Raw genomic sequence first — 22,575 nt, forward strand, 5'->3', positions numbered from 1 at the left:
GTCTCCACCCTGAGCGGCTTCTGGCCGACAAACTGATGAACTAACTTCTCCTCATCGGACGGCGACAAGGCCAACAGCCAACGCCACTTCCCGAACAGTTTCAAGATTTCAACAGGCCGCGCATTCGGGCTGAACCCTTTCGCGCGCCCGGCATCAGGAGAGTAAAATGACCAACAGACTTGAAAACAAGATCGCCGTTGTCACCGGTGCAACAAGCGGCATCGGCCTAGCAACTGCCAAGCTTTTCGCCGCCGAAGGCGCACGCGTTTACATCACCGGCCGCCGCAAGGATGCGCTCGACAAGGCAGTGGCTGAGATCGGCCATGGCGCGGTGGGCGTACAAGCCGACTCCTCGAGCAACGACGACCTCGACAAGCTGTTTGCTCAGGTTAAAGCTGAACAGGGTCGTCTTGACGCCCTCGTCGTCAACGCCGGTGGCGGCAGCATGCTTGCGCTCGGTCAGATCACCGAGGAACAGATAGATGAGACCTTCGGCCGCAACGTGAAGGCCGTCATCTTCACGGTGCAGAAAGCGCTTTCGCTTTTGGGCAAGGGTTCATCGGTTGTGCTGACCGGCTCGACCGCAGGCACCGAGGGCACGGCTGCCTTCTCCGTCTACTCCGCCTCCAAGGCCGCCGTCCGCAACCTCGCCCGCTCCTGGGCGCTTGATCTCAAGGGCACCGGTATCCGCGTCAACGTCGTCTCGCCCGGCGCCACACGCACCCCCGGCCTCGTCGAACTTGCCGGTGACGACAAGCAACAGCAGCAGGGCCTGCTCGACTATCTCGCCTCGCGCATCCCGCTTGGTCGCGTCGGCGAGCCCGAGGAAATCGCCAAGGCAACCCTGTTCCTCGCTTCTGACGATGCGAGCTTCGTCAACGGCGCCGAGCTCTTTGCCGACGGCGGCCAAGCCCAGGTCTAACGTCATAACGGGAGCGGCTGACAGCCGCTCCACTTCAATCTCAAGGAGAGCCCGCGATGCGTGCCGCAGTCTATTTCAAGCATGGCAAGCCTGAGGACGTTCTTCAGACAGTCAAAGTCGAAAATCCCAAGCATCCTGAACACAACGAAGTGCTGATCCGGGTGCTTCTCCGGCCGGTCCACCATGGCGACCTTCTCGGTATAGCAGGACGCTACCAGCCGCGAGCAGCGCTTCCGAAAGAGGGCGTGCGCGTCGGTTTTGAAGGCTACGGCATCGTCGAGGAAGCGGGCGGTGGCGTCGATCTGAAACCCGGCACACGTGTCGCCTTCTTCCCCGGCAAGGGTGCGTGGAGCGAGAAGGCCATCGTCTCGGCTGAATACGTCACCGAAATCCCCGATAACGTATCGGAGGAAGCCGCAGCCCAGCTTCACGTCAATCCGCTGACGACGGCGCTCCTTCTGCGGGCCGTCGAGACATCCGGCGCCAAACCGGGTCCTGACGTCGTTGTCGTCACCGCCGCCGGCTCCGCCGTTGCCAGACTGGTGATCGGACTGCTTATCGATCGCGGCTTCGACGTGGTCGGCGTCGTCAGGCGAGAAGCCGGCGTGAACGAGCTCAACGTCGTGTTTCCTGATTTGCCAGTGGTTTCGACCGATAAGCCCGGCTGGCACGAGAGGGTCATTTCCGCGGCCGACGGCCATCCCATCGGCATCGTGCTCGATCCGGTCGGCGGCGAGACGGCCAGTACGGCAGTCGGGCTGCTTGCCCAAGGCGGCAGCCTGGTGTCCTACGGCGATCTCTCCGGACATCCGATCTCGGTGCCCGCGCTTTATTTTTCGACACGCGACATCCGGATGTCAGGAGTGACGGTCGGGCGGTGGGCGGGCTTACCCGTCGAAGTCCGCGAGGCGGACCTGAAGCTGGCGCTTGAGCTCGCAGCCAGCAAGCCGGAGCTATTTCAGGTGGAGCAGACGTTCGATCTCGCGGACGTCGGCAAGGCTGCCGCACTTGTCGAAAAGCCCGGTAAATCCGGCACGGTTCTGATCGCGTCACGCTAGGCACCGCGCAACCGAAACACATCATCAGCCACCCAAAGGAGAAAACGGCCAAGACCGACCACGACAAAACCCTGCCGACGAATATGCTCGATAGCGCCTCTTATCGCGTTCACCTTGCTACCGTGGTCCAATATCGCTGACAACTTCGTGCTCAGGTTGAAATTTGCAAAAAAGGCCGAACGGAAGCTGATCATGCGATTGCATGAAACTAAAGAAGACATGCCCGACAACGCAACCGTCATCGACGCCAGGGCACCACTTGTCAGCGTCGTCGATGATATTCTGGCGAAATGCGGAAAGGTCGATCAAGGCCTGCAGACAGCTTCAGGCTCGCTCCGCCTCAGGCAAGCGCCTTCTTCACCGCGGCCAGACCCCGGCGCAGGAACGGATCGGAATGGACGTAGAAGAATTGCACGCCACGCTCCCGCCAGTGCGGCATTTCATCCAGCGTCGCGAGCGTTCCCGCGATCTTTCCAGCTGCGCGTATCTTGTCGACGGCAACGGCGACCTTCTCCATCACCACCTCCGGGCGCGGTTCGCCGAATGGCGGCGCGGGCGGGTATCCCATATCCTGTGAAAGATCGCCGGGGCCGATGAAGAATACATCGATGCCCTCTACCGCCAGCATCTCTTCAAGCGCGTCGATTGCATCGACCGTCTCTATCATGGCGATCACCAGCCGTTTTTCATAGTCGGACGGCAGGGCGTAACGTACCGCATCGACAATCGCGCGGGCTTCGTTGGCATTTGCGACCATGGGCACCATGATCCCGTCTGCGCCTGCATTCAGGTAGCGGATGATGATCGGTCGTTCATGCGAATGCGGCCGCACGATTACAGAACCACCCACCGAGCGCACCACCTGCCCGGTTGCCCGCACATCCTCGAAGCTCCAGGTGCCATGCTCGCAATCGATGAAGACCGCATCCGCGCCAAGCTCCACCAGCCGGGCAGAAAGACCTGAATGTGTATGGTGTGGCGTGAACATACTGATCGCTTCACCCGCGGCAAGACGGACGCGCAGCTTTGCTCCATTCATGAACGTTTCTCCCTTATTTGTTTTTCGGCATATCCGGCGTTTCGTCCGGTGCCCCTACCCAGCGCGCAACGTCGATATCCTTTGAGGTATCGCGCATATGGGTCGGGCAAATGTGCAGTTCCGGAATGACCGCACTTCCGCTCAGGCTGGCGCAAAGCGTGATGGCGCGGGCCACGTCGTGCGGATCCATCATCACGGCGCGTTCTTCCTTGAGAGGTGGACGCGCGCGGTTGTTCATGATCGGCGTGTCTGTCTCACCCGGCAGGATGGTGGTCGCCCGGATCCCCTGGTTGCGATAGGTGTTGTGAAGGAAGGTCATGAAATTCTTCACGCCCGCCTTCGCAGCGCCATAGGCAACGCCGCCCAGAAGATTGGGATTGAGGGCCGCGAGCGAAGAGACCGTAATGATGGTCCCCTCACCCTTTTCGATCATCTCCGGCAGCACGGCCTGCGTCAGGTTGAACACCGCCGTCAGATTGATGTTGACGGTGGCGTTCCACTCGTCCTCGCTGATAAAGCGGGCGTTGAGAACCTTACTGGCAGAACCGGCATTGTTCACGAGGATATCGATGGGGCCGACCGCTTCCCGGATCGACTTGATCGTGTCGAAGATCGCGTCACGCGAGGCAATGTCCAGCGTACGGGCGATAGCTTTGCCCTTCTTCTTTTCGATCAACTCCGCGACTTCCCGCAGCGGATCGAGGCGGCGGCCGGTCAGCACAACCGTCGCTCCTTCCTTCGCAAGTAGGATTGCAGTTTCACGGCCGATGCCCGAGCCGGCCCCGGTTACCAGAGCGATCTTTCCGTTCAGCAGTCCCATCGTCGTCTCCTATTCGGCTGCGGCAGCAATGGCACCAGAATAGCCGAAGATTTCCTTTGCCGCCTTCGAGGTTACCAGGCCTTCGGCAATATCCTGCTCGATCAATCCGTGCGAGCGTTCTGCAGCACGGCCCCAGCCGCCGCCACCAGGCGTCTGGACTTCGAGACGTTCGCCCGTCTGAAGAACCACCTTGCCCTTCGGGAAATGCGACTTTCCTTCCTTCATCACCTTTCCGGCGGAGCCGCTCTGCCCTTCCACCACGCCAAAGCAGGGATGGCGAACGCGTTCCGATGCCAGATAGATGTTCATCGGGTTCCTGCCGAGATTACGCAGGACGACACGCTGGCCAAGGCCGCCGCGATGTTTGCCGGCACCGCCGGAGTCGGCGATAAGCTCCTTGCGTTCCGTCAGGACCGGAACGGCGACCTCGAACATTTCAATCGCCGTGACCTTGCAGTTGGACGGGAAGCTCAGCGTATCCAGCCCGTCGAATTCGGCGCGGGCCCCCTGCCCGCCATGGAAATTCTGCACGGAGGCATATTGCGTTCCGTCGTTGCGCTGGCCGACGCAATTGGCAGCCCAGATCGGCGCACCGCCACTGTCGCCCAGCACCTTTTCCGGCACGATGCCTTCAAGCGCCTTGAAGATCAGCGAGGGAATGACGTGACCGATGAGGTTGCGCGAATTGCCCGCCGTCCATTCCTGCGGATTGAGAATGCAGCCGAGCGGCGCCTCGTCGGTGATCGGAACGATGCAGCCCTCATTATTGGGGGTTTCTGCATCGAGCAGGCATTTTAACGCGTAGACCGAATGGGCGTAACGATAGTTCGTGCGGCAGTTGATCGAGTGCAGCACCTGATCCGAGGTTCCCGTATAGTCCACATGGATGGAATCGTCCCTGACTATGACCGAGGCTTTGAGTTTGACGTCGACATCGTAGCCGTCGAGCAGAACCTCAGCGGAATAGGTACCGTTCGGCCATTCGCGGATTGCCTTGCGGGTCTGCGCCTCGGAGCGGGTATGGATGGCGTCTGCAAGTCCGTCGACATCGTCCAGCCCGTATTCGTCGAGGAATTTCACCAGTTCGCGGCCCATGACGTTATTGGCGGCGATCATCGATTCCAGATCGCCGCGCACTTCCGTGGGAAGGCGGACGGAGGCTGCGATGATGTCGAACACGTCCTGGTTCGGAACGCCCGCCTTGAGCAGCTTGACGATGGGGAAACGGATGCCTTCCGCGAAAATGTCGCTTGCTTCCGAATGCAGCGGCGCACCGCCAATATCGGGAAGGTGGGCGATCGATCCCGCATAGGCAACAACCTTGCCGTTCTTGAAGATCGGCGTGATCATCGTCACATCAGGCAGGTGGCCGGTTCCGATTTCCGGGTCGTTGGTGGCGAGAACATCGCCCTCTTCGAGCGTTTCGACAGGAAACTTCGGCAGGAAATATTTCTGCGCTGCCGCGGGAAGCGAGGTGATGAAGACCGGGATAGACCAGGTACATTGCGCAAGCGCCCTGCCCTTGCTGTCGAGAAGAACGGTGACGTAGTCATGGTTCTCACGCACGATTGGCGAAAATGCCGTCTTGCCGAGCACGTTATCGGCCTGATCCGCGATGAAGATAAGGCGGTTCCACATGACCTGAAGGTTGATCGGATCGTTGAAATCGGTTGCGGGTTTCGACATCGGATTGCCCCTTAGAGAATGTTGATCACGAGATTGCCGTGGGCATCGACGTGGAAAATGCCGCTCGGTCCGACGACAGCCGTCGATTCACGCTGCTCGACGATGGCAGGTCCCTTGACTTCGTGGCCGACCGGCAGCTTGTAGTGGTCGTAGACCGAGGTCTCGACATAGCCGCTCGCCTCCTGGAAATAGACTGCGCGGCTGCCTTTTTTCGCTTCGGCAACGACGGTTTCGTGCGGCCGGGTGACCTGATCCTTTTCGCCGCTGGCGCGCAGACGCCAGGTGATGACTTCCAGTGGTGCGGCGACGGTACGGCCGAACAATTCGCGGTAGAGCTTGAAGAAGCTGTTGCGCAACTCTTCGAGGAAAGCCTCTTTCGGCAGCGAGCGGTCGGGAAGCAACACGGTAATCTCGTGCCCCTGCCCTACATGGCGCATATCCACGGTATAACGATTGCTGATCGTCTCCTTGGGAACACCAGCGGCCGAGACGACTTCCGCGCCCTGGGCGGAGAGATCGTCGAGCAGACGGTTCATCGCATCGATATCCCAGGCCTCGATTGCCATCGGATGGCTTGCAGAGAGATCGACGGCGACCGGTGCGATCAGCAGACCGATGGCAGAGCTGACGCCAGCACCGGTCGGGCAGATGATGCGCGAGATGCCGAGCTTGCGGGCAATACCATAGGCATGCACCGGACCTGCGCCGCCAAAGGCCACCATCGGCAACGAACGTGGATCAACGCCAAGGTCTGTCGCATGCATGGCGGCGGCCTTGCTCATGGATTCATTGACGAGATCGTGGATGCCCCAGGCGCAACGTTCGACCGATACATCCAGCGAGGCGGCCAGTTTCGACATTGCCTGATGTGCGGCGTCTTTTGAAACCTTGAAAGAGCCGCCGACAAAGGAATCCGTTCCCATATAGCCGAGAAGGATATCGGCATCGGTCACCGTCGGCTCGGTTCCACCGCGCTGATAGGCGGCCGGTCCCGGCATTGCACCGGCGGAATGGGGACCGACGTCGAGGAGACCGAGGGGGTTCTTCGCCGCGATGGAACCGCCGCCGGCGCCGATCTCGATCATCTGGATCGACTGGATCTTCAGCGGAAAACCGGATCCCTTGCGGAAACGCTGGTAGTGCGCGACTTCGAGATCGGTGCCAACGTTCGGCTCGCCATCGGGTATGAGGCAGAGCTTGGCGGTGGTGCCGCCCATGTCGAAGGAGAGAACGCTCGCCTCACCCGCCGTTCGGCCGAATTCGGCGGCAGCGACCGCACCCGCTGCGGGGCCGGATTCGATCAGGCGGACGGGAAGTTCTGCCGCACGGCTGCTCGGGACAAGCCCGCCCGAAGACGTCATCCAGAGCACCTGCCGGTCGATGCCCCTGTTGGCAAATTCTTTCTGTAGATGGGCAACGTGTCCGGACATTTGCGGGCGGGTATAGGCATTGACCACCGTCGTTGAGGCGCGGTCGAATTCGCGCATTTCCGGGCAGACCTCGGAAGACAAGGAAACGAAGATATCTGGGTCTTCTTCGCGCAGGAGTGCGGCGACACGCTGCTCGTGCTGCGGATATTTATATGCATGCAGTAGGCAGACCGCTACCGAGAGGATACCCTTTTCCTTCAGCCGCCCGGCAATCTCGCGGACGGTCTCTTCCTTCAGTTCCGTTATCACTTCGCCATCGGCAGCAATGCGTTCCTCGGCGCCAAAGCTGTTGGCGCGGGTGACGAGCGGATCGGGATATTTGATGTTCAGGTCGTACAGATCGTAGCGTCCCTCGTTGCGGATGCGCAGCATGTCCTGAAAGCCATCCGTGGTGACGAAACCGGTTTCCACGCCCTTGCGCTCAAGCACCGCATTGGTAACGACGGTCGTCGCACCAAGCACCTGCAGCTTGTCAATCGCGATCGTGTTCGCATGTTTTTCGAGTAGTTCCGACACGCCCTGCACAACGGCTTCGGCCGGATTTTTCGGCGTGCTCAGGACTTTATGGAGGTGAAGTTCGCCGCTGTCGTCCAAAAGCGCGAAATCGGTAAATGTACCGCCAGTATCGAAAGCCAGTTTTGCCATTGTTTCCCTCGAGCGACCATGCAGCGTTTTTTGCTGCCTTGTGGACCCACAGGTCGGGCCCGTTCACTGATGGGAAATTGAAACGTTCGGCCGGCCTTTGCCAACACAACCTCGGTCTGCCGCCATAGGGTTTGCTTATAGCGATTCACACGGCACGGATGCCCGGATGATGCCCACTCTTCAGCTTCGTCACGATTTCGAGAAGCACGGAACGCGCCGCCAGCGCCGGTTCGGAGAGCGGCATGTGATCGGAGACGCAAAGCGACACCGTGGCATCGATGACTGGGGTTGTGAGGGGATGCAGCTGCGCGCCGCTGAAGCTCGCGGTTTCCAGTACAACCGAGGCCGGAAGGATGGTCGAGCCGAGGCCATCCAGTACCGCGGCCCCCAGCGCAGGCACCGATTCCAGTTCTGAAATCACCTCCGGCTTCGCGCGCGCCCGTGCCAGGCCCTCATCGATGAGCCGACGAAGGAAATGCGCCTTGCTTGGCAGCAGCATCGGTCGGCCATCGAGCACTGAGAGGGGAAGCGGCTGACCCGGCTCGGCGGGCAGCACCATATCGGCGGGCGAGACAAGGAACATCTCTTCGCGAAACAGCGGTTCCAGCGTCACGCCCTTGATCGGATCGGACGTGTAGATGAGTGCCATGTCCATCTTGCCGGTCATGATCAACTCGCTGAGGATATGGCCGAAGCTGTCGTTGATATGAACCGTGATGGCAGGAAATCGCGCCCGCATCTCCTTGATGAGCGGCAACGATAGCGCACTCGACGAGGAATAGGTCGCAAGTCCGATGGAGACGCGGCCGGAAAGCGAGCGCGTCGAGCGGTCAATGTCAGTCTGCGCCTGCTCGATCTGCTTCAGCATGATCTGTGCATGGCGGTAAAGGATCAAGCCGGCTTCGGTTGGCGTGATGCCGACATTGCTGCGCAGCAGAAGCTGGTGCTTGAAGTGTTGCTCCAGGGAGGCGATCTGCTGAGACAGCGCTGGCTGGGCTACGCGAAGGATGCTGGCGGCACGCGAAACGCTGCCGGTATCGACGATCTTGACGAAGCTCTTGAGTTTTTTGAAGTCGACGCTCATCGGTCCCCACTTTATGCGGAAACCCTAGCGCATCGGCGCAGAAACAGAAATCGATTTCTGCAGCGAGAGTACGTAATTTCAATGGGATAGAGTGCTTTTTCCTTGATCCGAAGGCCAAACTCTGTGGGACGCGCAAAAGAATCCTTCCGCGCGCCCGATCTGTTTTTAACGCAGCGCCGCCACAGCACGTTCGATGCGGTTGCAGGCATCCTCAAGCACGTCCATTGAGGTGGCGAAGGAGATGCGGAAATAGGGCGAGAGCCCGTAGGCGGCGCCCTGAAGAGCCGCCACTCCGACGCTGTCGAGGAGATAGAGGACAAAGTCGAGATCGTTTTCGATCACTTTGCCGTCCGCCGTGGTCTTGCCGATCACGCCGGCGCAGCTTGGGAAGAGATAGAATGCCCCATCCGGAACCATGCAGGAGAGGCCGGGGATGGCGTTCAGGCGCTCGCAAGCGTAGTCGCGCCGCTTTTTGTAGACCGCAACGCTTTCCGTCACGAATGCCTGGTCACCCGAAAGCGCGTGGGCGGCAGCGGCCTGGCTAACGGAGGACGGGCAGGATGACATCTGAGACTGCAACTTGTTGATGGCGGCAATGAGTGCGGCAGGCCCTGCCCCATAACCGATCCGCCATCCCGTCATCGCATAGGACTTGGAAACGCCATTGGTCAGTAGCACCCGATCCTTCAGTTCCGGAACGACGGCAACAAGGGTCTTCATCGGCTCGTCCTTGAACCAGACTTGATCGTAAATATCGTCGGAAAGCACCATGACATTGGGATGGCGCAGCAGCACCTCACCCAGCGCTTTCAGCTCCGCCTCGCTGTAGGCCGCACCCGTCGGGTTCGAGGGAGCGTTGAGGATTAGCCACATCGTCTTCGGCGTGATCGCCGCTTCCAGCGCCTTAGCTGTCAGCTTGAATCCCGTCTGCTCCGGGCAGGCGACGATGACGGGCGTGCCGTCATTGGCGATGACCATGTCAGGATAAGACACCCAGTAAGGAGCCGGGATGATGACTTCGGCGCCGTTTTCCACACTTGCCATCAGCGCCAGAAACAGGATCTGCTTGGCGCCGCCGCCCACGCAGATTTCACTATCGCCATAGGTAATGCCGAGACGTTTCTGGAAGTCACCGATGATCGCCTTGCGAAGCGCGGGCGTGCCGTTGACCGAAGTATATTTGGTTTCGCCCCGGTCTATGGCCGCATGCGCCGCTGCCTTGACGGCCTCGGGCGTATCGAAGTCCGGCTCGCCAACCGTCAGGTCGGCGATGTCGCGACCGGCGGCCTTCAGCTCCCGGGCGCGGGCCGCAGCCGCCGTGCTCGGCGATACCTTAATTCTCGACACGCGTGATGCAGGCACAAAAGTGCTCATGGGATTTCCTCGTCTGGATTGATGGCTATGGGCTTGTCAGTGCGCGGCTTCGAGTTCGCCGCGCATCTTTCCGGTCAGGAACAGTTCGCCGAGTTCGTCATGGGTGATCTCCGCCGGCGTGCCGTCCCAGATCACCTTGCCAAGACGGAGGATAACCGCGCGTTGCGCCACCTCCATTGCCTTTTTGGTGTTCTGCTCGACCAGCAGGATGGTCATGCCGTTGGCATGCAGACGCAGGAGCTCGTCGAACACGATGCCGATAGCGGCCGGTGACAGACCGACCGAGGGCTCGTCGACCAGAAGCACCTTCGGCCGCTGCAGAACCGCCATCGCCACTTCGAGCAATTGCTGCTCGCCGCCGGACATGTTGCCTGCAAGCGTCGAGCGCCGCGTCTTCAGAATCGGAAAAAGGTCGTAGACATAGTCCCGATCCGCCTTCACCTTGGCGTCACGGATGGTATAGGCGGCCATCTGCAGGTTTTCGTCGACAGTCATGACCGGGAAGTTGCAACGGCCCTGCGGCACGAAAGATATCCCCTCGCCCAGAATGGCCCGCGAGGTAGATCCGGCAATGTTCTTGCCGCGCCAGTCGATGCCGCCTTCCTTGATGGTCGTCATGCCGTAGAGCGTCTTGAGCAGAGTGGATTTACCCGCGCCGTTCGGCCCCATGAGGGCTACGAACTGCCCGCCCGGCACCTCCAGATCGACGCCGTTCAGGATATCGAGATTGCCGTATCCCGCGCGCACGCTCTTGATGGAAAGATTGGTGTTAGCCTCCAAGATAGGCCTCCCTCACACGCTGGTCCTTGATGATGTCATGCGGCAGTCCCTCGACCAGTTTCGTTCCCTGATCGAGCACGACCACACGGTGGCAGATGCTGGTGACGACATCGATATTGTGTTCGATGACGAGGAAGCTGACGCCCAGCGATTTGTTCGCATACTGGATCGTCTCCACCACGCGCTCGATGATCTTCGGATTGATACCCGCCATCGGCTCGTCCAAGAGGATAATCTTCGGTTCCGGCATCAGCATCGATGCGAACTGAATGAGTTTCTGCTGGCCACCGGAAAGATTGCCGGCCGGCTGATGGCGAACGTCCCACAGCCCCGCCATTTTGATCAGTTCGCGTGCCCGCTCCCTGAGCCCTGCCACGCGACGGCGCGACATTCTGCCGAGACCGAATGTCGACAAAAGCGAGGGAAAGGTGAACATCTGGCCAGCGATGATGAGGTTTTCCTCCACATCGAGCGCCTTGAAAGTTACCGTTTTCTGGAACGACCGCAGCATGCGGCTTTCGCGGGCGATGCGGTTGAGTGACCAGCCGGTGATGTCCTGCCCGTCCAGTATGACTTTGCCGGTGTCCGGCCGCGCAAGCCCGGTGCTGCAATCGAAGAAGGTCGACTTGCCGGAACCGTTGGGGCCGATCAGCCCCGCAATCTCGCCGCGATTGATGTGCATGCTGACATCATTGACAGCCTTGACTGCGCCATAGGACTTGCTGAGGTTCTTGATCTCGAGAATGGGAAGATGCGCCGTCATTTCGAACCTCCGATCGCGTTCCAGAAGCGATTGATAAGGGGGGCGAAACCCTTCTTAAACCAGAAGACGAGAACGAGAAGGCAGAAGCCATAAGCGATCATCCGCACTTCAGGCGCGACGCGAAGCGCCTCTGTCAGTCCGACGAAGAGCAGGCTGCCGAAGACGGTTCCCGAAATCATGCCTGCACCGCCGCCGAGCACGATGATCAGCATCGTCGTCGAATAATACATCTGGAAGGTCAGCGGGCTGACCACCGTCAGATAGTGGGCGTAAAGGCAGCCCCCTACTCCGGCAAAAACGGCGCTCAGCATGAAGACGATCAGCTTGTAGCGCCAGGTCGGGACGCCGAGGGATTCCGCCAGTGTCTCGTTTTCACGGATGGCGACCATGTTGCGGCCCGCCGGCGAGCGGACGATTGCCCATGCTGCAAGCGTTCCGAGTACGCAGATGGCAAGCGCAAGATAATAGAAATTGGTGGTTCCGCTGACGATGAAGGAAAGCGGGCCAAGTTCGAAGTAGGGTTTGGGGATGCCGGAAAGGCCCATGTCGCCACGGGTCAGCGAAATCCAATTCTTGGCAATCGCCTGGCCGATGATGACGAAACCAAGCGTACACATAACGAAGGACGTTGAACGAAGACGCAGCGCCGGAATGCCGAGCGGCAGGGCGATTACACCGGTAACGAGGCCGGAGGCGATGAGGTTCACGTAAAACGGCGTATCGTAATGGACCGCCAGAAGGCCTGCCGTATAGGCTCCTATGCCGAAGAACGCCGCCTGCGCCAGCGACAGCAGACCGGTGTAACCGACGAGCAGGTTGAGCCCGTGCGCTGGCAACATGAAGATAAGCGCAATGATGAGCGAGTGTGTGACGTAGCGCGTGCCGATGAAGGGCGCGGCAAGTGCGACGACGATCAGGGCGGTGGCAAGCGGAATGCGCAGATCGCGGCGGCGCGCCTGGGGAACGGTGTCTGTGAGAGACATGTCTAGTCCTCAAAATTCGAGAAAACTCGGCTGGCGCGACTTCTAAAAGCGCGCCTGCGTCGAAAACAGGCCGTGTGGGCGCCACATCAGCATCAGGATCAGCGTCGCGAACCCCACAGTGTCGCGGAACTGCAACCCGACATAGGTGGCGACGAGACTTTCGGCGATGCCGAGGATCATGGCCGCGAAGAAGGTTCCGCGAACATTCCCGAGACCGCCCATGATGATGATCGGCAGGGTCTTGAAGGTGATGAGTTCCCCCATGCCGCCATAGACGCTGACATTGACCGGAGCCGTCAGAACACCCGAAAGTGCAGCAAGCGCGGCTCCGAGGACGAAGGTCCGCAACACGACCTGGGACACATCGATGCCGACAACGCCACAGCATTCGACGTTCTGCGAGACCGCCCGCATGGCCATGCCGAGGCGGCTGTAGGTCACCATTAGTTCAAGTCCGACAAACACGATGAGACACACAGCGAGAATGATGATGCGCTGCTGTGCCAGCGTGAAACCGAAGATGGAAATCGGCTCGATATAGCCGCCGGCGAAAAACTTGTAGCCGCCGCCGAAGACGAAAATCACCGTGTTCTGGAGGATCAGCGCGATGCCAAGGGTGGCGAGCACGCCGGACTCCGCCGGCGCCCCCACCATCCTGCGCATCACAAGCTGGCCGACCACATAGGCCACCACCACGGTGGAAAGAACACCGACGACGATGGACGCCTCATAAGAGAGGCCGAGATAATCGATGGCGAACCACGCCCCGAAGGTTCCGAGCATGTAATATTCGCCGTGAGCGAAATTGATGGCTCTCAGCACTCCGAAAATCATGGTCATGCCGACGGCGACGATCGCGTAGACGGAACCCGTGACGATGCCGTTTACGACTTGCTCGAGAATTGTCGAGAACATGGCTGTACCCCTTCCGGTCTGTCAGTTCGCAGGGTACTGGATTTCCGCCGTGTAGGCGCCCTTGATGCTGGGCTTGCCGTTCTCGATCTGAAGCAGGATCATCGGAAGGCGCGCCTGGTTGTGGTCATCGAAGGTGACCTCGCCGACCGGGCTCTTGTACTTGATCTTGGAGAGAGCCTCGCGGACCGCATTGCGGTCGGCGCTTCCGGCCTCCTTGATCGCCTGTGCGAGCAGGTTGACGGTATCCCAATGCACATAGGCGTGATTGTTGGGCGCTTCCTTGTACGTGGCTGTGAATTTCTCGACGAAAGCCTTACTGGCAGCAGAGTCGAATTGCGGCAGCCAGGCTGCAGCCTCCACGGCGCCTTCCATAGCCTTCGGCGCGGCGGTGATCGTCTTTTGCGTGTTGAATTCGCCGTTACCGATCAGCACGACCTTGCCGGCAAGTCCGAGTTCCAGCATCTGACGGGCAACGATGGGGGTGGTGTCGGCCAGCCCATACATGATGATCGCCTGCGCGCCGTTGTCGCGGATCTTCGCCAGCACGCTGCGGAAGTCGACCTCGCCTTCCTTGTAGTAGTCCTCGCTGAGGATCTCGCCCTTGAAGTCGGGCAGGTATTTCTTGGTGAAGGTGATGGCGGAACGGCCATAATCGCTGTCGACCGACAGCACCGCGAACTTGGTGAAACCACGCTGTTCGGCGGCGTATTTCGCCACCACAAGCGCGCGATTCTCGTCCGTCGGATAATTGCGGAAGGTCCATTTGAAACCGCCGACACCCGCCTGATAGGTGATCTTGGGGTTGGAAGAAGCGGCGTTCAGAAGCAGAACCTCCGCATCTTCAGCGACGGGCTGCATAGCTAGTGTGACGGAACTGGAGACATCGCCAATGACGAAATCGACCTCGTCCTGATCGATCAGGCGGCGGGTCGCCGAAACACCCTCGACCGGCGTTCCCTGGCTGTCGGCGTTGAAGAGTTCGATCTGCTGGCCGTTGATGCCGCCAGCCGCATTGATGTCCTTCACCGCCAGTTCAGCGCCATGCATCGAGAAGGCGCCATAGCGCGCATTCGGGCCGCTCATCGGCGCCACGAGGCCAAGCCTGATCGTATCGGCCGCATAAGCGGATACGGACATGGCCGGCGACAGGCTCAGGATCGGAGCGACTGCTGCGGAAACCAGTAGAAGTCTGCGAGTAATGCCGTGTTTCATGTTCCCACTCCTTTTCGGATTTATCTGTTCCGGCGCTATACCGGGCGAGCTTTTGCCGCTTTTGCGGTTCTTGTCGATCAACGTCACGCTAATCTTCAAGGCAGAGTAGGTTCATCCCCGGACGTTTTGCCAACACAAGTCCTTTCTGCCGCTATAGCGTTTCCTTATGCCGGGGGCCGGTTCTCTCATTCCAGACGCGGTGCTTCGTTTTTTGCATGGCTTCCATGCAGGCAAACGCCTGTATTTTTTGCGTCTGAATGGACATATCTTGTGCAACACCATTGAAGGAACATATGAAAATGAAACTCCACGACACCGTTCGCAACTACTTCCGCAATCGCCGCGCCATGGCCGAACTTAGCGCACTCGACGACAGAAGCCTTTCCGACATCGGCGTTAGCCGCTCGCATATCCGTTCTGCCGTTGAAGGCCGCCGCTAAAAAAACAGGATAGCAACTCTAGTCCCCAGTCGGTCTTCGCCCATGACGCAACGGCGTGCCTGGCGTCTGCCAGTTCTCTGCCTGAATTGCGCGTTTAAGGGGTGATGCCGGTTCCCGGCGTTGCACGTTACGGTTCAGAAGCCGGAGTGGCGATGTAAAAGTCGACTTCATAGACCGGACGGTTGAATAGCCCCGAGTTTCGTAGACACCCTCGGGTTAGATTTTCTGCTGCTTCTCGAACTCGACGGGCGACAGCATTCCGTTCCTGGCATGTTTCCGTTTCGGGTTGTAGAACATCTCGATGTAATCGAATACAGCCCGACGTGCTTCATCGCGCGTACGATAGACCCTACGAAGTTCAGGAACTTGGACCGAGCCGGGAGAATATGCCGAGTCCGTTCCCGTCGTTCCGCAACCACTCAGGGATTCCGGCAAGCTGAGTTCGTTTCTCGGATACCGTGCATATGGATTGAGATAATCTAACAGCGTTGTTCGCTGATTTCACTTTGAAGAACGAGACGAGGTCATCCGAACGTGCTGACGAAAAAGTTTTCGGAGCTCTCTGAAACTTGCAAATCCTAGCGAGGTCGCCAGCCTCATAACGGTGGACGGCGAGGTGCCGCAACGATCTGCCACGGACCTCGCCGTGCCAAACGCCATGATTTCTGGACTAGAAAGAATTGTCTTGGCAATCAATGCCTGATCGCTGGATAGCTTTTGGTCAGACGCACAAACGATGTCGACAAGTTCGTCAAGTGTCGTCAGTTCCTCGACGATAAGAATTCTGCACATTGCCAGTTCCCCTCAATCAAAGTTTCACATAGCGACGCGTTAATGCCGAAGCTGGAGCGGACGGGGAAGATGAGGACACGGCCGCATCCGCCCCTGTCTGTAACGCTTTCAACTCACCGGAACCGGCTGTTTTTTCGACACGGATTGAATGGCAGCAAGCGCGATCGCCAGAGCGTTACGAGCGTCAGTTCCGGTTGGCGCACCCTCGACGATGCCGTTTCGGGCTGCTGCGACAAACGAGGCAAGCTGCGCCGTATAGCCGTGGATGAAGTGGTCCGTATCGCGCCGCCATGTGTCGTTGGATACACCAGTTGCATCGAACAGTGTCATGCTTGAACGTCTCACATCGCCCATCGTGACCATTCCGCCCGAACCGAATACTTCGCCGCGAATATCGTAGCCGTACATTGCAGAGAAGTTTGCTTCCGCAACCGCGATCGAGCCGTTGTCAAAACGAATATTGACGACGGCGGTATCGAGGAAGCCTTTATCGCGTGCGTCCGAGCGAACCAGCGCATCTGCCATTGCAAACACTTCGACAGGCTTTGCGCCGGGGTTCAACCAAAGCAGGGTGTCGAAGTCGTGGATCAACGTTTCATAAAAGATGGTCCACAAAGGAATCCTGTCTGGGTCGCCGCCGAACGGACCAGGATCACGCGTTAGCGACCGGATGAGTTGAACCGCGCCGACCTTTCCGGCATCGATCGCTTCGCGGCCTTCGGCAAATGCCTGGTCCCAGCGACGATTAAAACCGACCTGCAGCGGAACGCCTGCGGCCTTGGCGGCCGCAATACCGCGGTCCGCATCTTCAAGCGTGAGTGCCATTGGCTTCTCGCAGAAGATCGCTTTGCCGGCCTCTGCAGCCTGCACGAGGATATTGGTGTGAAAGCGTGCGGGTGTCGCAATGATGACCGCATCCAGACCGGGGTGAGAAAGCATTTCTGCGACGTCGGTGTAAGAAGCGTCGGCGCCCAGCCTCTCCGCAAGCTTTGCAGCGGCTCCGGGGGCGGGGTCGGCGATGGCTATCAGCTCCGCGTCCACAAGCCTTTTTGCGACACTCTCACCATGAAACGAACCGATGCGCCCTGCCCCGATAAGTCCGACGTTGACTGTTTTGACCTTGGTCATGATTTTTAGTCCTGTTCTTGAAATCAGAGAGTGAAAGCTTCGCGGAAGGCAGCAAGCGCGGTGTCGGCATCTCCGGATGCCCATGCTTCCATTCCGATCGGGCCGGAGTAGCCCATGTGGCTCAGGGCTCTTGCGATCCCCTTCCAGTTCACTTCGCCGGTGCCCGGCTCAAATCGCCCTGGTACATCGGCCACCTGAATCTCACCGATCCACGGCAGGCTCCTGCGGCAAAGTTCGATCAGGTTCCCCTCACCGATCTGCGCGTGGTAGAGGTCCAGGTTCAAACGCAGGCGCGGGTGGTCGATGCTCGATACGAGTGCCAACGTGTCTTCGGCGCGCCCGAACGGCACGCCGGGGTGATCCACGGGAAGGTTGAGGTTTTCCAGCGTGAAAACCACGTTTTCTTCTTCCGCGAGGTCGACGATTCGGCGTAGCGTATCCTGAGCCTTCAGCCACATGGCTCCCGTGACGACCTCGACAGGCTGAACCGGTAGTCCACGATCCCCAAGCCCCGTGCCGTGAAGATTGAGGCGTTGAACGCCAAGACGTTTGCCGATCTGAGCTGTTTCGCGCGCGGTTCTCAAAAGTTCGGCTGCACCTTCTTCATCCGTAAGGCGCCCGGTCAGGTAACCGTTCATAATTGTGAAGGTTGCACCGGTGGCTTCGAGCTTGCTAATGTCGTGCTCTGGCCAATTCCAGAGGCCAACGCCAAATCCCTGCTCCTTCAATCGGGAAGCGCGCCATTCGATCGGCCTGTCCCGCCACAGCATCTCCGCGCAGGCGGCTAACGGAAACGGGGTGTTATTCGTACTGCTCATTTGGGGTGGTTCCCTGGATTTTGGATATGGCTGTCCCAAGGCCCGGCGAATGCGCCGGGCCAAAATTCATGTTTCCAAGTGTCTTCAGATGGTGCCGCCCAGCTCCGCGGAGATCGACTGGAGTTCTTTGCCGCCGGCCATCAGGTTCTGCAGGCCATCGAGGTCGATTTCATGTTTGGCAAATGTGCCAAGCGTCTTTCCCCTGTTCAGAGCTGTAAAACGGTTGCCGACGGCAAAAGCGTGTCTGACGTTGTGGGTAATGAAAATCACGCCCAGACCTTTGCGACGAACCTGATCGATGTACTTCAGGACCATCGAGGTTTGCGCAACACCGAGTGCAGATGTCGGTTCATCGAGAATGAGGACTTTCGCCCCGAAATACACGGCGCGTGCGATCGCCACGCATTGACGTTCGCCACCGGAGAGCGTGCCGACGGCCTGCCCGGGTTCACGAACATCGATGCCGATTCTCTTCATTTCGTCGCTGGTCACGCGATCCGCGAATTCCATGTCCATGTATTTGAACGGACCGAAGCCCTTCAACGGCTCGCGACCCATGAAGAAGTTTCTTGTGACAGACATCAGCGGGATCATCGCCAGATCCTGGTAGACGGTAGCAATCCCCGCATCGAGCGCATCTCTTGGCCCGGTAAAGAGATGTCGTTTCCCCTCGACGAGGAAGTCGCCCGATGTCGGTCTGTGAACGCCGGAAAGAGTATTGATCAGAGTTGATTTTCCGGCTCCGTTATCTCCGAGGAGGCACAGAACCTCTCCTGCGTGAACACTCAGCGAAACGCCGTTGAGTGCGATAATCGAGCCGAAGTGCTTTACGAGGTTCTTGACCTCGACGAGTGGTGTCTGGCTCGTGCTCATCAGCGTTCTCCCGTCACACGCTTGCGAATGATGTTGTTGAAAATAACCGCAATCAGCAGCATCCCGCCGAGGAAGACGAGGTACCAATCCTGGTCGATTGACGTGTAGGTGAGACCGATCAAAACCATACCGAAGACGATCGATCCGAAGAACGCACCGATTGCCGAACCATATCCGCCAGTCAACAGGCATCCGCCGATGACGGCCGCAATGATGGCTTCGAACTCCTTCTGAAATCCCCGTCGTGCGTCCGTTGAACCCGCATCAAGCACGGTGAGGATCGCGACAAGAGTGGCGCACATGGCGGTAACAATGAAAAGGGTGGTCTTTACGCGCGCGACGGGAACACCCGACTTGCGAGCTGCCTTCGGGTCGCCTCCGGATGCAAAGATCCAGTTTCCAAACCTCGTGCGCAGCAGAACCCAGGTAGCGACGAGTGCAATCAGCACAAACCAGAGGATTTCTACGGGGATACCGGGGACTTTCGGCGTTCCATTGGGGAAGGTCTCGATGACGCCTGCACTGCCAAGCCATGTGAATAGGCCCGGGAAGGCATCGCCTGAGAACAGCGGCGCAAGGGGACTGTCCGCCACAGCTTCCCTCATGCCGCGAAGCTGTGTTGAACCGCCGCTCGCCCACTTCAGTCCGACGAGCGTGAGGCCACGAAGAATGAAGAGAAACGCAAGCGTTACTATGAACGATGGAAGTCCGGTGCGCATGGTGAGCTGGGCGTTGGTGACACCGATGACCACGGCGAAAGCAAGCGCGATCAGGATCGCGACGCTGAGCGGCAGGTTAAGGACCACAAGGGCCGTGCCAAAAACTAGCCCTGCGAACGCGACCATCGAGCCGATCGACAGATCGAACTCGCCGCCGATCATCAAGAGTGCCGCGCCAACCGCAAGAATCCCCAGTTGAGCAGCTGGCGCCATGAAGTTTACAACGCCTGCAAGTGTGAACATGGCGGGGTTTGCGGTCAGCATGAAGAATGTTGTGACGAGCACCAGTCCTGCGACTGCGCCGAGTTCCGGACGTCGCGCAAGCGCGGTCAAAGTCGAAACCTTTTTCAGGCGCTCGTCGGATCGAGTCGGGGACCCGTTCTGTTCGTTGGCCAGCGTCATGGTCGTACCTCAGATGTCAGTTGTTTACGTGCGCCGTCGGCTGCCGTTCACGCTTCACGCGGATCGGATGTCGGGCGATGAGGGCAGCCCTCGCTGGAGGTGCGGGAGCTGCCGGATGGGTCCCGCTCAGCGGATACCCTGGGAGGATTTCTCAATCACCGAAGCCGCGGTATCCTTCTCGACAAAGCTCGGACCCGAGGCAACGTTTCCAGCAGGAATCGTGCCATATCTTGCATTCAGCGCGAGGAATGTGACTGGCAGATATCCCTGGAGATAGGGTTGCTGATCCACGGCAAAAAGTGCCTTGCCTTCCGAAACAGCCTTCAGGAAATTGGCCGAGAGATCGAAAGAAGCGACCTTGACCTTGTCGCCATTGCCCATCTTCTCGACAACAGCAACCGCTCGCTCACCGACGAGCGGTGCCGACAGGCCAAGTACGACATCGACAGAAGAATCCGAGGTTAAAGCAGCCTGGATCTTTGATTCAATTTCCGCCGGGTCGGCGGAAGTCGGCAGAACCGTTACCTTTCCACCTTCGAAGCCCTTGGCGGTACCTGCGCAGCGCTGGTCAAGGGCGGCATTTCCCACCTCCTGGTTTACGCACAGCACATGCTTCATGCCGAGAGACTTGAGTTTTTCGCCGACCTTGACCCCTGCGGTAAGTTCGTCCTGGCCAACATGAAGCTTGATGCCAAGCTTTTCCGTGGCGGCAATGCCGGAGTTCATGGAAATGACGGGGATACCGGCCGCGATTGCCTTGGCAATCGCCGGGCCCAAAGCATCCGGATCGGGATTGGAAATTACAATGCCCGCCGGGTTTTGATTGACTGCGGCCTCAATGAGCTGAGCCATTGCGACCATATCGAAGGTCTCGGGTGCCCGGTAGTCAACCTTGGCATTGATGTCCTTGCCGGCCTGCATCATTCCGTTTTTCACGATCGACCAGAAGGGGTCAGAAGCTTGTCCATGAGTGACGGCGATGATGCTGGGCTGCTCATCGGCTTTGACGCCAACCGACCAAGCGCCAACCAGTGACACGGCAATAGCCGCAGAAGCGAAATTCTTCCAAATGGATTTCATTTTTTCCTCCTCAATGTCACCCACTCCTCTGAGTGACGAATTCGAATGCTACCGGGTGCAAATGTGTTTGCTACCGGGTGCAAATGTGTTTGCTACCGGGTGCAAGCAGGTGCATGTTATGTCAGAATGCGTTAAAAGCAAGCATTCATTTCACTGAATCAACAAAATGGAATTTACGTTCCATTACCGGAGAGTTTATGCGGAAGAGAGCAACGGCTAAACAGGTGGCAGATGCGGCGGGAGTCTCCAAGTGGACCGTGATACGCGCTTTCACACCGGGAGCATCGATTACCGACGAAAGCAAGCGGAAGGTACTGGAGACCGCTGCAGCTTTGAACTACACGCCGAACCTTCTTGCACGAAGCCTTGCCACCAACTCGACGGGGCAGATCGCTGTATTCGTGGATGACTTTTCCAACCCGCAAAAACTCCCTTTCCTTGAGGCGCTTACCGAGAAACTCCAGGCCGCAGGACTGGTCGTGATGCTGATCAATATCAACAGCCACTTTAACCATGTGAACGCACTTCTCCATGCGGACCAGCGTCAGGTCGATGCCATCATTCTGTTTGGTACAGCGTTTCGCGATGAAACCCTGACAGACCTGCAGCACGGACACGGCATGCCGCCTATGTTCGTGCTTGCACGTGACAGTCAGATCGACGGCGTGCCAGCGGTTGTCTGCGACGCGGAACTTGCGCTCAGGGAGATCGTCGACCACCTTCATGCGCAGGGATACAAACGCCCGGGCTTCATGAGCGGTGCTGCCGCTTTGTCCACGGCTTTAAAAAGAAGCCATTACTTCACGGAGTTCTGGGCGGAAAAAGGCATCCAAAACATCGTCCAGATGAGCGCGGAAAAATATAGTCTGGACGCTGGTGCGGCCTCGGTGAGGAAGTACTTAAGCGAGACTTCACCGCAAGATCGCGTCGATGTACTGATGTGCGAAAACGACATTCTGGCGATGGGCGCAATGGATGAGATCCGGGCAAACTTTCGCCTTCAGGTACCCGAAGATATTGCGATAGTGGGTTTCGATAACTACGAGATATCCGGTTCGTTCGGATACGGCATTACCACCTATGAGCAACCGCGCGACGAAATGATTGATGCAATTCTGAGCATGATCAAGGGGCACTCGGATTTGAAGACTGTAACTCTCCGGGGAGAGCTTGTCGTTCGACGCTCAACATAAGCGCTGTCCACTGATCAGAGTTGACTATTCTTTAGGACAATCCGATCGGAACGTCACAAAGTCGCGGGGAAGCTTGGGTGTCATCCGAACTGGATTTCATCGACGAGGCAGGCATGCAGTGTGCATACCAACCGCCTTGAGAGGAATAGAACCGACGGCAATCGGTCGGACAGGTCCGCATCATTGATTTTCTTGATTGTCGCCGGGGCGATTCTCCAGATGCTGAAGCGACTGACTTGGTACGAAGCACACTTGATAAAGTAGCGATTTGGGAAACTCAGTCTGAGAATGGCGGCGTCAGCCACATATAGAGTGTCGCGGAATGCAATTGTTGAGCAGACCCATCATCAGAAAATAAAATTTTGGATTCGCGGTAAAAATAGAATAGTAAATCCATAGATTTCTTAGACAACTGGATA

At 58.5% G+C, this 22,575-nt stretch carries 22 protein-coding genes and 1 pseudogene; 4 read left to right on the forward strand and 19 right to left on the reverse strand.

The window, feature by feature from the left end; all coding sequences use genetic code 11:
* The first annotated feature begins 166 nt into the window (after positions 1-166).
* Positions 167-922: an SDR family NAD(P)-dependent oxidoreductase gene (locus CRO62_RS02140; RefSeq protein WP_097099001.1), complete on the forward strand. Its 756-nt coding sequence runs from the start codon at positions 167-169 to the stop codon at positions 920-922.
* A gap of 56 nt (positions 923-978) precedes the next feature.
* Complete coding sequence (locus CRO62_RS02145) at positions 979-1,980, forward strand: alcohol dehydrogenase catalytic domain-containing protein (protein WP_097099002.1); 1,002 nt, start codon at positions 979-981, stop codon at positions 1,978-1,980.
* Here CRO62_RS02145 and CRO62_RS27145 read toward each other — a convergent pair.
* From CRO62_RS27145 to CRO62_RS02210, 12 genes are all read right to left on the reverse strand, one after another.
* Positions 1,977-2,222, reverse strand: a complete 246-nt coding sequence (locus CRO62_RS27145; protein WP_179783908.1) for a hypothetical protein — start codon at positions 2,220-2,222, stop codon at positions 1,977-1,979. The genes CRO62_RS02145 and CRO62_RS27145 overlap by 4 nt on opposite strands.
* A gap of 98 nt (positions 2,223-2,320) precedes the next feature.
* Complete coding sequence (locus tag CRO62_RS02160; protein ID WP_097099004.1) at positions 2,321-3,019, reverse strand: HpcH/HpaI aldolase family protein; 699 nt, start codon at positions 3,017-3,019, stop codon at positions 2,321-2,323.
* 13 nt (positions 3,020-3,032) lie between these two features.
* The gene (locus tag CRO62_RS02165; RefSeq protein WP_097099005.1) at positions 3,033-3,839 is read right to left on the reverse strand and encodes an SDR family oxidoreductase; all 807 of its coding nucleotides are present in this window, start codon (positions 3,837-3,839) and stop codon (positions 3,033-3,035) included.
* A gap of 9 nt (positions 3,840-3,848) precedes the next feature.
* Positions 3,849-5,525, reverse strand: coding sequence for a hydantoinase B/oxoprolinase family protein (locus CRO62_RS02170; RefSeq protein WP_097099006.1), 1,677 nt, complete (start codon positions 5,523-5,525; stop codon positions 3,849-3,851).
* 11 nt (positions 5,526-5,536) lie between these two features.
* On the reverse strand, positions 5,537-7,600 hold the full coding sequence (locus tag CRO62_RS02175; protein WP_097099007.1) for a hydantoinase/oxoprolinase family protein: 2,064 nt from the start codon (positions 7,598-7,600) through the stop codon (positions 5,537-5,539).
* 145 nt (positions 7,601-7,745) lie between these two features.
* Positions 7,746-8,684, reverse strand: a complete 939-nt coding sequence (gene nac, locus CRO62_RS02180; RefSeq protein WP_097099008.1) for a nitrogen assimilation transcriptional regulator NAC — start codon at positions 8,682-8,684, stop codon at positions 7,746-7,748.
* A gap of 165 nt (positions 8,685-8,849) precedes the next feature.
* A complete protein-coding gene (locus CRO62_RS02185; RefSeq protein ID WP_097099009.1) occupies positions 8,850-10,058 on the reverse strand; it encodes an aspartate transaminase in 1,209 nt (402 codons plus the stop codon).
* A 36-nt stretch (positions 10,059-10,094) separates the two neighbouring features.
* Complete coding sequence (locus CRO62_RS02190; protein ID WP_097099010.1) at positions 10,095-10,838, reverse strand: ABC transporter ATP-binding protein; 744 nt, start codon at positions 10,836-10,838, stop codon at positions 10,095-10,097.
* On the reverse strand, positions 10,828-11,601 hold the full coding sequence (locus tag CRO62_RS02195; RefSeq protein WP_097099011.1) for an ABC transporter ATP-binding protein: 774 nt from the start codon (positions 11,599-11,601) through the stop codon (positions 10,828-10,830). Before CRO62_RS02195 ends, CRO62_RS02190 begins: the two co-directional genes overlap by 11 nt.
* Positions 11,598-12,584: a branched-chain amino acid ABC transporter permease gene (locus CRO62_RS02200; RefSeq protein WP_097099012.1), complete on the reverse strand. Its 987-nt coding sequence runs from the start codon at positions 12,582-12,584 to the stop codon at positions 11,598-11,600. The genes CRO62_RS02195 and CRO62_RS02200 overlap by 4 nt, the downstream gene beginning before the upstream one ends.
* 42 nt (positions 12,585-12,626) lie before the next feature.
* The gene (locus tag CRO62_RS02205; protein WP_097099013.1) at positions 12,627-13,499 is read right to left on the reverse strand and encodes a branched-chain amino acid ABC transporter permease; all 873 of its coding nucleotides are present in this window, start codon (positions 13,497-13,499) and stop codon (positions 12,627-12,629) included.
* A 21-nt stretch (positions 13,500-13,520) separates the two neighbouring features.
* Entirely contained in the window at positions 13,521-14,711 is a 1,191-nt protein-coding gene (locus CRO62_RS02210) for an ABC transporter substrate-binding protein (protein ID WP_097099275.1), read from the reverse strand.
* Positions 14,712-15,004: 293 nt separating this feature from the next.
* Between CRO62_RS02210 and CRO62_RS02215 the strand changes: the two genes are divergently transcribed.
* Complete coding sequence (locus CRO62_RS02215; protein ID WP_020008944.1) at positions 15,005-15,151, forward strand: DUF1127 domain-containing protein; 147 nt, start codon at positions 15,005-15,007, stop codon at positions 15,149-15,151.
* Between the two features lie 216 nt (positions 15,152-15,367).
* Here CRO62_RS02215 and CRO62_RS02220 read toward each other — a convergent pair.
* The 7 genes and pseudogenes from CRO62_RS02220 to CRO62_RS02250 all read right to left on the reverse strand — a co-directional run.
* Positions 15,368-15,505 (reverse strand): annotated as a pseudogene (locus tag CRO62_RS02220) (IS3 family transposase); the annotation flags it as partial.
* Positions 15,506-15,652: 147 nt separating this feature from the next.
* On the reverse strand, positions 15,653-15,943 hold the full coding sequence (locus tag CRO62_RS27775; RefSeq protein ID WP_097099014.1) for a MurR/RpiR family transcriptional regulator: 291 nt from the start codon (positions 15,941-15,943) through the stop codon (positions 15,653-15,655).
* Between the two features lie 108 nt (positions 15,944-16,051).
* Complete coding sequence (locus tag CRO62_RS02230; RefSeq protein ID WP_097099015.1) at positions 16,052-17,071, reverse strand: Gfo/Idh/MocA family oxidoreductase; 1,020 nt, start codon at positions 17,069-17,071, stop codon at positions 16,052-16,054.
* 23 nt (positions 17,072-17,094) lie between these two features.
* Positions 17,095-17,889 carry a TIM barrel protein gene (locus CRO62_RS02235; protein WP_097099016.1) on the reverse strand — a complete coding sequence of 265 codons (795 nt, stop codon included), beginning with the start codon at positions 17,887-17,889 and terminating at the stop codon, positions 17,095-17,097.
* Between the two features lie 84 nt (positions 17,890-17,973).
* Positions 17,974-18,762 (reverse strand): ATP-binding cassette domain-containing protein, encoded by a 789-nt coding sequence (locus CRO62_RS02240; RefSeq protein ID WP_097099017.1) that lies wholly within the window; start codon positions 18,760-18,762, stop codon positions 17,974-17,976.
* Positions 18,762-19,883: an ABC transporter permease gene (locus tag CRO62_RS02245; RefSeq protein ID WP_080802569.1), complete on the reverse strand. Its 1,122-nt coding sequence runs from the start codon at positions 19,881-19,883 to the stop codon at positions 18,762-18,764. Before CRO62_RS02245 ends, CRO62_RS02240 begins: the two co-directional genes overlap by 1 nt.
* A 126-nt stretch (positions 19,884-20,009) precedes the next feature.
* Positions 20,010-20,963, reverse strand: coding sequence for a sugar ABC transporter substrate-binding protein (locus CRO62_RS02250; RefSeq protein ID WP_097099018.1), 954 nt, complete (start codon positions 20,961-20,963; stop codon positions 20,010-20,012).
* 197 nt (positions 20,964-21,160) lie between these two features.
* Between CRO62_RS02250 and CRO62_RS02255 the strand changes: the two genes are divergently transcribed.
* The gene (locus CRO62_RS02255; RefSeq protein ID WP_097099019.1) at positions 21,161-22,156 is read left to right on the forward strand and encodes a LacI family DNA-binding transcriptional regulator; all 996 of its coding nucleotides are present in this window, start codon (positions 21,161-21,163) and stop codon (positions 22,154-22,156) included.
* Positions 22,157-22,575 lie beyond the last annotated feature (419 nt).

Source organism: Rhizobium sp. AN6A (assembly GCF_900215635.1).
Taxonomy (GTDB): Bacteria; Pseudomonadota; Alphaproteobacteria; order Rhizobiales; family Rhizobiaceae; genus Agrobacterium; species Agrobacterium tumefaciens.

Bases quoted from the DNA above. Each gene is read 5' to 3' on its own strand.
- CRO62_RS02145 (WP_097099002.1), top strand. From the start codon at position 979: ATGCGTGCCGCAGTCTATTTCAAGCATGGCAAGCCTGAGGACGTTCTT.
- CRO62_RS02165 (WP_097099005.1), bottom strand. From the start codon at position 3,839: ATGGGACTGCTGAACGGAAAGATCGCTCTGGTAACCGGGGCCGGCTCG.
- nac (WP_097099008.1), bottom strand. From the start codon at position 8,684: ATGAGCGTCGACTTCAAAAAACTCAAGAGCTTCGTCAAGATCGTCGAT.
- CRO62_RS02240 (WP_097099017.1), bottom strand. From the start codon at position 18,762: ATGAGCACGAGCCAGACACCACTCGTCGAGGTCAAGAACCTCGTAAAG.
- CRO62_RS02195 (WP_097099011.1), bottom strand. From the start codon at position 11,601: ATGACGGCGCATCTTCCCATTCTCGAGATCAAGAACCTCAGCAAGTCC.
- CRO62_RS02140 (WP_097099001.1), top strand. From the start codon at position 167: ATGACCAACAGACTTGAAAACAAGATCGCCGTTGTCACCGGTGCAACA.
- CRO62_RS02245 (WP_080802569.1), bottom strand. From the start codon at position 19,883: ATGACGCTGGCCAACGAACAGAACGGGTCCCCGACTCGATCCGACGAG.
- CRO62_RS02205 (WP_097099013.1), bottom strand. From the start codon at position 13,499: ATGTTCTCGACAATTCTCGAGCAAGTCGTAAACGGCATCGTCACGGGT.
- CRO62_RS02235 (WP_097099016.1), bottom strand. From the start codon at position 17,889: ATGAGCAGTACGAATAACACCCCGTTTCCGTTAGCCGCCTGCGCGGAG.
- CRO62_RS27775 (WP_097099014.1), bottom strand. From the start codon at position 15,943: ATGTGCAGAATTCTTATCGTCGAGGAACTGACGACACTTGACGAACTT.
- CRO62_RS02210 (WP_097099275.1), bottom strand. From the start codon at position 14,711: ATGAAACACGGCATTACTCGCAGACTTCTACTGGTTTCCGCAGCAGTC.
- CRO62_RS02175 (WP_097099007.1), bottom strand. From the start codon at position 7,600: ATGGCAAAACTGGCTTTCGATACTGGCGGTACATTTACCGATTTCGCG.
- CRO62_RS02200 (WP_097099012.1), bottom strand. From the start codon at position 12,584: ATGTCTCTCACAGACACCGTTCCCCAGGCGCGCCGCCGCGATCTGCGC.
- CRO62_RS27145 (WP_179783908.1), bottom strand. From the start codon at position 2,222: ATGACGGTTGCGTTGTCGGGCATGTCTTCTTTAGTTTCATGCAATCGC.
- CRO62_RS02160 (WP_097099004.1), bottom strand. From the start codon at position 3,019: ATGAATGGAGCAAAGCTGCGCGTCCGTCTTGCCGCGGGTGAAGCGATC.
- CRO62_RS02250 (WP_097099018.1), bottom strand. From the start codon at position 20,963: ATGAAATCCATTTGGAAGAATTTCGCTTCTGCGGCTATTGCCGTGTCA.
- CRO62_RS02215 (WP_020008944.1), top strand. From the start codon at position 15,005: ATGAAAATGAAACTCCACGACACCGTTCGCAACTACTTCCGCAATCGC.
- CRO62_RS02230 (WP_097099015.1), bottom strand. From the start codon at position 17,071: ATGACCAAGGTCAAAACAGTCAACGTCGGACTTATCGGGGCAGGGCGC.
- CRO62_RS02170 (WP_097099006.1), bottom strand. From the start codon at position 5,525: ATGTCGAAACCCGCAACCGATTTCAACGATCCGATCAACCTTCAGGTC.
- CRO62_RS02255 (WP_097099019.1), top strand. From the start codon at position 21,161: ATGCGGAAGAGAGCAACGGCTAAACAGGTGGCAGATGCGGCGGGAGTC.
- CRO62_RS02185 (WP_097099009.1), bottom strand. From the start codon at position 10,058: ATGAGCACTTTTGTGCCTGCATCACGCGTGTCGAGAATTAAGGTATCG.